Raw genomic sequence first — 9,767 nt, 5'->3', positions numbered from 1 at the left:
GCCGATCACTCCCGGGGGCGCTCGCGCGGCGGGTTTTCGACCAAGCTGCACCTGGCCTGCGAGCAGGGGCAGATGCCGCTGTCGATGGTCGTGACCGCCGGCCAGCGCGGCGACGCCCCGCAATTCCAAGCGGTGATGGCCGGGATCAGAGTCGCCCGCCCCGGGCCGGGCCGTCCCCGCACGCGCCCCGATCGGGTGCGGGCCGACAAGGCGTACTCCTCCCGGGCGGTCCGCGCCCATCTGCGCCGCCGCGGTATCCCCGCCACGATCCCGGTCCCGTCCGACCAGGCCCGGCACCGGCAGCGGCGAGGCCGCCGCGGCGGCCGTCCACCCGCCTTCGACCCGATCGACTACCGCGCCCGCCATGCCGTGGATTGCGGCATCAACCGCCTCAAGCGCCACCGGGCCATGGCCACCAGATACGACAAGCTCTCCGTCCGCTACCAGGCAACCCTCGAAAACACCGCCATCAACGAATGGCTCCACCTACTTCGAAACACGGCCTAGGTGTACTGCCCAGGCAGGCCACCGCTCGCTCCTCGGCGTCTAGCTCATGGACGAGATGACCAGGCCACGCGCTCCCAGAGCGCACGCCTCATCTGAGCGGATTCAGCTCGCACGGCGAGTACGGTGCTGGACCTGCCACTCGAGCAGAGCAAGCATCGAGTCGCCCTCGCGACGATGATCTCTCAGGAACGCGGCCAGGTCGGCCTGCTGAGGATCCTGTCCGGTGTCAGGTTCCTCAGGGGTGCCTTCACGAACGGCCAGGCTTTTCAGGTGCTCGTAGTCAGGGTGGTCGGGGCCGATGCGGTGGACAGTGTGCGCGATACCACCGACCGCCGGATCAAGAACAGCGTCGGGCACGTTCAACGAGCCGTCGGGAAGCAACACCACGTTCCGCACGCTTCTCACCACCTCAACTCCGGGAACTCCTGGCGGAAGTAGGCATCCACCAGAAGCAGTAGCTGCCGCTCGCCGCTCAACCAACCGAGCAACTCCACAGTAGCCTCCGCTCGCAGGGCGGCGAAAGCATCGGCGAAGAGCTCGCGCCGCCCCAGCTCCCCGGGCAGTAGGTGGGTCGGCAAGGTCAGAGCCGGCAGGCAGGTCTGGTAAACCGCTCGGAACAGCGGCCTGCCGGAGAGGTCTCCGCGGAGCTCGTCCAGAGCGTGCCCGGCCTCGTGAAGCACGACATCCGGCGTCGGGGTCGGTCGATCCCCGATCAGCAAAGTGCGTTCAATGTAGGCCCCGGCGCAATCTTCCCATCGACCGAGTCCGCTCGGCAGAGTACGGCCGCGCAGGTGCCCCATTGAGTCCAGGTCCGCCACGCCGCCCGGCCCCACGAAGATGTTGTGCAGTTCGCGGCCGAGTTCGGCTTTGAGGACCTCAGGCAGGGAAGCCAATCTCCGGATGACCGCTACCAGGACCGGGCTCGGCGCAGCTGTGCCGTCCGGCCACTGCCGCCACACGACCCGCTCTAGCGATGCTCCCAGATACAACCGCCCGTCGCCGCGGTCTGGTTCCCCGGGAGCGTGGGACCGGCAATGAGGCAAGCGGATGGGGGGCACCGGCCAACCCTACTGTGGCCGAGGCCGTGAGCGGCTCGGCATGCTAGACCCCGAGTCGGTCAGCCGTTGATCTCAGCGAGCAGGGCGCGGAACTCGGAGGGTCTGAGCAACAAGAAGCCCGCCGAGGGGTTCTTGGAGTCGCGAACGGCGACCTGGGGGCCCATCCGGGCTAGCTGTACGCAGTTGCCCTGAGCCGCGCTGCCTGAGGCCGTGCGCCAATACACTCGCGTCTCGTCCAACGCCTTGGTCATCTGCACTCTCTCTTCCATCATCATGCCTCGTCACGCAGTCGAGCCAGAACCGCCGGCGTCTCGGCCGGAGAGACCGCCAGGTCGCGAACCGCGGCGAAAGCGTCGGCATAGCCACGAACCTCGTGGCACTTGCTGAGGAACTGGTCGGTGACCAGCCCTTCGAGGTAGACGAGTTCGGTGCTGAGCGGCGGGCCGAAGCCCAAGATCATGAAGGCGCCGTGGACGGCGGGATGGGCGCCGATGCCGCTTCCGAGCACCTGCAGGGTGATCTGTGGTCTGGTGGCCGCCTCCAGCAAGGCGTCGATCTGCCCGCGCATGTGCTGGGTGGAGCCAACCCGCCGCCGCAGCGCGGCCTCGTCGATGATCGCGTGCAGTTCGATGCCGGCGAGGCGGATGGCCTCCTGGCGCTGAGACCGTACCTCGACTCGCTGAGCAAGCTGGGATTCAGTGGCATCAGGCCACACGCTGCGTATGGCCTCGCGTGCGTAGTCAGGCGTCTGCAGCAGTCCGGGCACCAGCGACGCCTCGAAGGTCTCCAGACGGCGGGCCTCGCGCTCCAGGCCGATCAAGGTGAGGTACTGGGGAGCCAGGTCGCCGACGGGGGGCAGCCGTGGTTGCTGATCGGCCTCCCGCGCAAATCTTTCAAGATCAGCGGCCTGTTGCGGGTCGACCTTGTAGAGCGCCAGCAGGGCCTTCAGCGTTCGCGGCTGCGGCGAGGTCTCGGCCGTTTCCAGTCGGTGCAGGGTCGCTCGGGCGATCCCGGTCCTCTTGTACACCTCCGTCGACGTCAGTCTGGCCGCCTCGCGCAGCTCCAGCAGTTTGATGCCCAGGAGCAGTCTGCGGGCCATCGGCGGTTTCGGTGGTGTCTCTGGCGCTGGCACCTACGCCCCTCCCCGTGCTCGTGAATCACTGCGCAGATCTTCGCACCTTCACCCGAGTGTAGCGAACGGGACATAAATCAAATGAGACGTGTTGCATTTGATCTATGTAGCGCGCAAGATGGGGATCGGACGAGACCCTGGCCCCGTCGCCCCAGCGTCCGCAAATGGGCCCGCCTCTGTCCGGACCTCATCGCACGCCCTCGCATGTCCCGGCACTTCACCCGGCGCAAGGCAGGAGCCGTTATGAGCACCCCCAGCACCCCCAGCCCCGACCTCACGAGCCGTCCGCCCCGCCCATGCCTGCGGGACGGGCAGCGGGTACTGGCCCTAGCACAGGACCGCGGCGCCCCGCGAGCCGCGCGAACCTTCCTCAGCGCCGGCCTCCAGGATCTCGGCGTTCGGAGAACGTTCCACGCCGACATCAAGACCGTGGTGACCGAGCTCGTCACCAACGCCCTCACCCACGGCGCGACCGCGGGCGAACAGCTTCTCGTTCCCGCGGGTCCTGCCAGCTTCCCCGGCCCATTGCCGCAGATCGTGCTCAGGTTCGGGCCGGTCCCTCACGCGCTGCTGCTGGTGGAGGTGGAGGACGCCTGCCCGGCGCCTCCCAGACCGTCCGCCCCTGACGATCTCCAGGAGAGCGGCCGGGGCCTGCTGCTGGTCCAGGCACTCACCTCGCAGTGGGGCTGGTACAAAGCGCCGACCAGCGCACGGAAGGAGGCACACGCGGCAGAAGGAAAAGTGGTGTGGGCCACCTTCGACCTTCGCAGCCCCTGAAGGACGCGGAACCCCGCAGCAGAACAACCAGCGGGAACCACCGCGCTCGCGTTGATGTGGGGGTTGTGAAGCTCCACCGGGACGCCCGGCGGACCGTCAGGTCTTCGGTCGGGCGGTTCGCACGACAATGCGGGTGTACCGCTTGTCGGCGGCGAGGAGCTCTTCACCGTCCGGCCTGGACCCGGCCGGGTGCACCTCGATCGAGATGTCACCACCGGCGCGGCTCTGGCGTTCCCACCGCCTATCCGGTCGGCGAGGTCGGCGACGATCTGGTCGCTGACCGGGCCGTAGGAGCAGACGCCCAGCTCGAAAGCGCGCCGCCCGTCCGGGGCGGGAGACGCGGTCCGCATGGTCAGGTAACCGATGGAGCCGTGCTGGACCACCGCCATGCTCCCCCACCGGTACATGGGCTCCACCAGCCCGTGCGCGGCGGCCTCGCCGCCGACCAACAGGCGGCAGAAACCGTCCGCGCTGGCGAGCCAGAACTCCACATCACCGACGCGGTCCTCGACGACGTTCACGCTCAGCCAGCAGTGCACCGGCCGATGCTCCAGCGCGGCGCGCAGCGCGCCGGCGTCGACCGACATACCGTCGTCCAGCCGCACCGACACCTGCGGGTCCTCGCGGAGCCGGATGGTCGGCTCGGCGCAGTGGCCGGCCCCCCGGATCGGGATGAACCCGCAATACTGCAGGGAACGGCTCACCAGGACGCCGTCCTGGCGCTCCAGCGCGACCGAGCGGGTCAGGCCCCGCACCCGCAACGGCACCACGATCCGCCCGCCAGCCGCGAGCTGGTCGGTCCACGCCGCCGGAACTTCCCAAGCACCGGCCGTGGCGATGATCCGGGCGTAGGGGGCTCCCTGCGGGTGGCCGTACTCGCCGTCGCCGCACACCACCCGCACGGCGTCGAATCCGGATGCGGCCAGCGCGGTGCGCGCGCCGTCCGCCACGTCCTGGTCGATGTCAATCGTCGTAACCGCCCCGGCCGGGCCCGCCAGGTGCGCCGCGAGCGCGGCGTTGTAGCCGGTGCCGGCGCCGATCTCCAGAACCCGGTGGCCGGGCTGCACGTCGAGCTGCTCCAGCATCTGCGCGACCACCGCCGGCGCCGAGGCCATGCTGCGCGGCCGACCGTCGGCACCGGGATGGGTGACGACGCCGTCCTGAGCGTAGGCCGCCTGCACGGTGGCGCCGGGAACGAACCGGTGCCGCGGCACCGCCCGCATCGCGGCCTCGACCCGCAGGTCGCGAACCGATCCCCAGCGCACCAGCTGGTCGACCATCGCGCTGCGCAGGGCCGCTGGTGACTCATCGGCTGCGATGCTCATGTCACGAAGGGTAGGACCCGAGCGCACCGCGGCGCGGGCATCCGCCGCAACCACCGCGAGTCCTCAGAGCCGGGCGCCCGACAGGGCGGGGAATCGTCTCCTGCGCCGGGCCGCCCGACGCCCCCTAAGGGCTGGCTCGGGCGGGGCCGGTCAGCGCCCGGTGGCGTAGGCCGGGGGCAGCCAGAGGTACCCGCAGCCTTGGGTCTCCTTGTGCCGGACGGTGATCGGGCGATAGGCGGCGCGGTTGATGAGGCCGGTCTCGGCGGCGTGCTGGTAGAGCTCCTGGGAGACCAGCATCGCCAGGTCGGCGTCGGGTGCCTGGTCCAGATGCTGCTTGAAGGTGGGGGCTTCCAACAGCCTGAACAGGTGTATCAGGGGTTGACCGAGGACCCCGTGGTCGTCGTGTTCGATCGCGCCGGCGTGGACGGCCATCCGGAGCCGGAGTCGTCCGAGGTCGTTGGCGAGCCGGTTGGTGCGGCGCAGCAGTGCGGTGAGGTGATGGGCGAGGGGGTCCATGGCATCGGTGGGCGGTATCTCGGGCGGAGTAATGATCAAGGCCCCGTCGCCGCGGTCCTCGGTGTAGCACGCCGTCCACGGCAGGCGGGAGGTCTTGAATGCTTCCTGCAGGTGCTGGTACATGTGCTTGCGCAGGAGCCGGTGGGCGTCGTCGTCGCGCCGGTGGTCTCCGAACCGGGAGATGTCGACGCCGATGAGCGTGGTGTGCATGATGTTGACTCGCTAGAAGTGTGGGCGGGGTTGAGGGGAACGTGAAGCGCCCGCCCGGGTGGGGTCCACCGCGATGGGCTATCCGGCGACGGGGCGGGCCGGAGATCAGTCGAGCATGGACTCGTCGGCCCAGAAGTCGATGAGCTGGTCGGCGGTGAGCTCTGCGAGCGGTGCCGCTGGCGGGATCCTGCCGGTCTGGATCGACCGGATGGTGATCAGCGACAGAGCGTCCCGCGCTTCGTCCAGGCATCTGGCGCCCGTGCCGGTGACCGCCGAGCCTGCTGGGCAGGAGGCGTCGGGGTCGGAGGCGGCGATGAGCCGGCGAAGTGGCGAGGCGGGGCGGAACACGGTGATCTCCTCGGTGCGATGAATGAGGTGCCCGCACTCGTCCCCGGGAGCTAGACCGGGGGCTGCGGGGATGGTTCACCCTGACGGCCGCACGTAGACCCACGCCCCCTAAACGCCGGTTCCCGGATGTTCCCGGATATACCGGCCGGTATCCGGGCCGTGTCCGGGAACCCGGGCCATTCAGCCATTCGCTTGAAATCGCTGCCGTGCAGCAGGTTGAGTAATCCTCAACTAGCTCGACTGGCATGTGTCATGTGACCCGCAATCCCCTGGCGCGCCACCGCTATGGTCGGCGACAAGACGGGCGGGCGACCGGAAGAGATCGGACAGAACATGACAAAAAATGATCAGGGAGAGCGGTACTCCGCAGTGGTGGACCTGCTGAACCGTGATCGCCATACGGCCAATAAACCCCCATTCGCCGAAATTGAGCGTATTTCGTCCGCACTGGCCGGCCGGACGGTGTACGGGGTGACGGTCCAGCAGGTGCCCCGCGCGACGGCCAACGACGTCCTGCGCGGCAAGCACACCAGCCGGCTGCGGTTCCCGGTGGTGGCGAGCCTGTGGGCCGTGATCCACCACATCGCCGCGCAGCACGCCATCAACACCCAGGCGATGACGTCCTGGGAAGAGCTCCACCGCACCTTCCACCAGCCCCGGCCCGCGACCCTCCCATCCGCCGCGCCGACCGAACGGAGGCATGCGCGGCACGAGCCGGCCTCGCCGCGCCAGACACCAGCGGCAGCGCCTGGCCGGGCATCCGGGCGCGGCACCGGCCTGATCTCCCACGACCCGCTGGCCGCCAGCATGGGACTCGGAGCATCGTTCTTCTCGGCCGCCGGCGGGTCGCCCCCGGGCCACAGCGCCCGCCAGGCCACGCGAGAACTACTGGAGCGGATCCGCGCCGACGACGACCCCTGGTGGCGCGACTTCCGCCCCTACGTCCCCGACTGGTTCGGCCCCTACCTCACGCTGGAGCGTCTGCTGTCAGTGATCCGCGTGTTCGCGCCGCACCGCGTTCCTGGACTGCTGCAGGCCCCCGGCTACACCCAGCACATCGTCATCCAGGACCTGCCCGGCATCGGTTCCGACGAGCTCGCACGGCGTGTCGAGCTGCGCCAGGTGCGCCAGCAGATCCTGCACCGCCCCGACGCCCCGCACTACTGGGCCGTGATCGACCAGCGCGCCCTGGGCTGGTGCGCGGCGCCGCCCGAGGTACTGCGCGAGCAGATCCAGCACCTGATCTCCCTGGCCGCCTACCCGCACGTCACCATCCAACTGCTGCACGTCGCCGACGCCGAACACGCCGTCCCCGACGGGCCGCTCACCCTGATGCGTTTCCCCGAGACCGCACTGGGCGACCTGGTCTTCTACGAGCATCACAACGACTACGGCCACTACGTCGACGACGCCCAGACCAGCGAGAAGCTTTTGCTGCGGTTCCACCGGCTCGCCGTCCAGGCCCTGGAGCCCCACGACAGTGTCACCCGGCTGCTGCATCTGCGTGGCCAGCTCTAGCCATGACCCGCTCCGCCATGCAGTACGGCTCTCGGTCTGCTCTCATGTCTACCCGGGGTACTTCCACGCGCAGACCGAGGGCACAATGTGCAGCGATGACCGGAAATGCTGTCACGAACCCGATAATACATCCGGTGACGGGTGCGAATCTTCCATCAATGCCGATGTTCCCCATTCGGCGCGTACCTGGAACTACTGGATCGGAGGAAAGGATCATTTCCCGGTCGACCAGCAGGCCGGAGACGACTACGCACAGGCCTTTCCCGGGATCGTTCCGCTGGCTCGCGCGGGCCGCGATTTCATCGGCCGCGTCGTCGCCTACCTGACCCTCGACGGAGGCGTCCGGCGGTTCCTGGACATCGGGACCGGGCTGCCTGCCGACGACAACACCCATCAGGTGGCCCAGCGCGCCGCGCCCGACTCCCGCGTGGTCTACGTCGACAACGACCCGCTGGTCCTGGTCCTGGGCCGCGCTCTGACGAGCAGCAGCCCTGAAGGCTCTGCGGACTACCTCGACGGCGACCTGCGCGACCCCGAGCAGGTCCTCGCCGGCGCCCGCCAGTTCCTGGACTTCCTCGAGCCGATTGCGCTGATGCTGATGGGCGTCATGGGCTACATCCCTGACGACGACACCGCCCACGCCATCGTCGACGCCCTGCTGGATGCGCTCCCGCCGGGCAGTTTCCTGGCCCTCTACGACGGCACCGCCACCGACCAGGCGTTCATTGACGCCCAGCGAAGCTACGACGCCACCGGCGCCGCCCCCTACCGGCTCCGGCTGCCCGAGGAGATCGCCGCGTTCTTCACCGGCCTCGACCTCATCGACCCCGGAGTCGTACCCCTACCGCACTGGCGACCCGACCCCTCACCTATCCCGCCCGACACCGTCGAGGCCTACGGCGGCGTCGCCAGAAAGCCCTGAGCCTCCCTGAAACCGCGGGCGGGAGGTCCGCTCGTGTTCGTCAGGTCTTGATCAGGGCACTCTCGGAGGCAGAGCCCTGGCTTGTGGCTGCGAACTCGCGACTTTCCTGGGGTGAGGTTCGTGCTGCCGCTGCACGTCCTCATTGCCGACGTGGACCAGTGGACGTGCGGCACCTTGGAGATGCTGGATTCGCCGCAGCTCCGCGGAGCAGTAGAGGCGCCTGGTCGCGTCCAACATCGTGGGCCGTGACCGGACAGGGGTTCACGTGGATGACCAGCGCAGGCACGCCACGAAGACGCCAGATCATGTACCGGTAAGGCATGATCGCCGTCAGCGGAGTAGCTCCGGCCCCGCACGCGGCGCGACGCGTCCGCCAGGTCCAACTCGGCCCCATCACCCGCGCGGCCGCGCTGCGACCCTGCGTCTGGACCTGGCGGAATTCGACGACGCGGACGTCGACGCTGTCAACGCGGCGCTGTCGCTGCGTCGGCCGCTTCTGGACACCGGAGACCCGGGCGCCGGGAAGTCCACCCTCGCCTACCGGATCACCCGCGAGCTGGGCCTCGGCCGAGTGCTGCGCTGGCACATCGGGAGCCGCAGCATGCTGCCCGACGTCCCTTAAGACGACGCGATCGGACGGGCGCAGGACTCCGTGACCAGCCGCGCGACGCTTAGAGGTCGTAACAGAATCAGCGGGCGAGGCGTCGCCAGCAGATGACAGCTGCGGCGAGGGTCATGAAGGCTTCATGGATGTCGTCGCGGGTCTCCCAGCGGATGCGTAAGCGGCGGAACCAGTGCAGCAGGGCGATGGTGCGCTCGACGACGTAGCGGTGGACGCCCAGCCCGGACCCGTGCGGGGCGCCGCGGCGGGCGATGACTGGTTTGATGCCTTTGGCCCAGACGAGGCGGCGGTATTTGTCGTGGTCGTAGCCGCGGTCGGTCAGCAGCCGCTCGGGCCGGCGGCGAGGGCGTCCGACCCGGCCTCGGACGGGCGGGACCTTGTCCAGCAGCGGCATCAGCTGGGTGACGTCGCCCGCGGTTCCCGCCGGTCAGCGACACCGCGAGCGGGGTGCCGTGCCCGTCGGTCAGCAGGTGGTGCTTGGAGCCCGGCCGGCCGCGATCGACCGGGCTCGGCCCGGTTCTGGGCCGCCCTTGAGCGCGCGGACGTGCGAGCTGTCGATCACCGCCCTGGACCAATCCAGCTGCCCGGCCGCATGCAGCTCCTCCAGCAGCAGACGGTGCAACCTCTCCCACACCCCGGCCTGATGCCACTCGGCCAGCCGCCGCCAGCACATCATCCCCGACCCGAACCCCAGCTCCTGCGGCAGGAACTCCCACCGGATCCCGGTGTGCAACACAAACAAGATCCCGCACAGCACCTTGCGGTCGTCCAACCGCCCACGCCCAGCATGGCGCTTACGGCGCTCCACCCTCGGCAGCAGCGACTCAACCCG

10 protein-coding genes and 3 pseudogenes are annotated in these 9,767 nt (G+C 69.2%); 5 read left to right on the top strand and 8 right to left on the bottom strand.

The features are described 5' to 3' along the window. The coding region (locus tag AB0C84_RS44395; protein WP_361078533.1) for a transposase at window positions 1–507 on the top strand (507 nt) is incomplete at its 5' end. 102 nt (window positions 508–609) lie between these two features. Here the strand turns inward: AB0C84_RS44395 and AB0C84_RS44390 are convergent. The 4 genes from AB0C84_RS44390 to AB0C84_RS44375 form a co-directional block, all read right to left on the bottom strand. Then, window positions 610–903 (bottom strand): hypothetical protein, encoded by a 294-nt coding sequence (locus tag AB0C84_RS44390; RefSeq protein ID WP_361078530.1) that lies wholly within the window; start codon window positions 901–903, stop codon window positions 610–612. A gap of 5 nt (window positions 904–908) precedes the next feature. After that, window positions 909–1,400 (bottom strand): hypothetical protein, encoded by a 492-nt coding sequence (locus AB0C84_RS44385; protein WP_361078527.1) that lies wholly within the window; start codon window positions 1,398–1,400, stop codon window positions 909–911. 224 nt (window positions 1,401–1,624) lie between these two features. Then, window positions 1,625–1,816 carry a DUF397 domain-containing protein gene (locus tag AB0C84_RS44380; protein ID WP_361078535.1) on the bottom strand — a complete coding sequence of 64 codons (192 nt, stop codon included), beginning with the start codon at window positions 1,814–1,816 and terminating at the stop codon, window positions 1,625–1,627. A gap of 20 nt (window positions 1,817–1,836) precedes the next feature. Then, window positions 1,837–2,664 (bottom strand): helix-turn-helix transcriptional regulator, encoded by an 828-nt coding sequence (locus AB0C84_RS44375; RefSeq protein WP_361078524.1) that lies wholly within the window; start codon window positions 2,662–2,664, stop codon window positions 1,837–1,839. A 114-nt stretch (window positions 2,665–2,778) separates the two neighbouring features. Here AB0C84_RS44375 and AB0C84_RS44370 point away from each other — a divergent pair. Continuing rightward, window positions 2,779–3,318: pseudogene (locus AB0C84_RS44370) on the top strand (hypothetical protein); the annotation flags it as partial. Here AB0C84_RS44370 and fxlM read toward each other — a convergent pair. The 3 genes from fxlM to AB0C84_RS44355 all read right to left on the bottom strand — a co-directional run bounded on the left by fxlM (window position 3,258) and on the right by AB0C84_RS44355 (window position 5,873). Then, complete coding sequence (fxlM, locus tag AB0C84_RS44365) at window positions 3,258–4,799, bottom strand: methyltransferase, FxLD system (RefSeq protein WP_361078521.1); 1,542 nt, start codon at window positions 4,797–4,799, stop codon at window positions 3,258–3,260. The pseudogene AB0C84_RS44370 and the gene fxlM overlap by 61 nt on opposite strands. 150 nt (window positions 4,800–4,949) lie before the next feature. Continuing rightward, window positions 4,950–5,525 (bottom strand): hypothetical protein, encoded by a 576-nt coding sequence (locus AB0C84_RS44360; RefSeq protein ID WP_361078519.1) that lies wholly within the window; start codon window positions 5,523–5,525, stop codon window positions 4,950–4,952. A 105-nt stretch (window positions 5,526–5,630) separates the two neighbouring features. Continuing rightward, a complete protein-coding gene (locus AB0C84_RS44355; protein WP_361078516.1) occupies window positions 5,631–5,873 on the bottom strand; it encodes a hypothetical protein in 243 nt (80 codons plus the stop codon). 471 nt (window positions 5,874–6,344) lie between these two features. On the opposite strand from AB0C84_RS44355, the gene AB0C84_RS44350 reads away from it, so the two are divergent. The 3 genes and pseudogenes from AB0C84_RS44350 to AB0C84_RS44340 form a co-directional block, all read left to right on the top strand. After that, window positions 6,345–7,391: a DUF5753 domain-containing protein gene (locus tag AB0C84_RS44350; RefSeq protein ID WP_361078513.1), complete on the top strand. Its 1,047-nt coding sequence runs from the start codon at window positions 6,345–6,347 to the stop codon at window positions 7,389–7,391. 85 nt (window positions 7,392–7,476) lie between these two features. Then, window positions 7,477–8,313, top strand: coding sequence for an SAM-dependent methyltransferase (locus AB0C84_RS44345; protein WP_361078510.1), 837 nt, complete (start codon window positions 7,477–7,479; stop codon window positions 8,311–8,313). A gap of 418 nt (window positions 8,314–8,731) precedes the next feature. Continuing rightward, window positions 8,732–8,920 (top strand): annotated as a pseudogene (locus tag AB0C84_RS44340) (MoxR family ATPase); the annotation flags it as partial. Between the two features lie 82 nt (window positions 8,921–9,002). Here AB0C84_RS44340 and AB0C84_RS44335 read toward each other — a convergent pair. Then, window positions 9,003–9,767, bottom strand: a pseudogene (locus tag AB0C84_RS44335) (IS5 family transposase); the annotation flags it as partial.

The sequence above is a fragment of the Actinomadura sp. NPDC048955 genome (assembly GCF_040649435.1).
Classification (GTDB): domain Bacteria; phylum Actinomycetota; class Actinomycetes; order Streptosporangiales; family Streptosporangiaceae; genus Spirillospora; species Spirillospora luteofluorescens.
The sequence above is the reverse complement of the archived record's forward strand: the minus strand, read 5'-3'. Positions and strand labels throughout refer to the sequence as shown.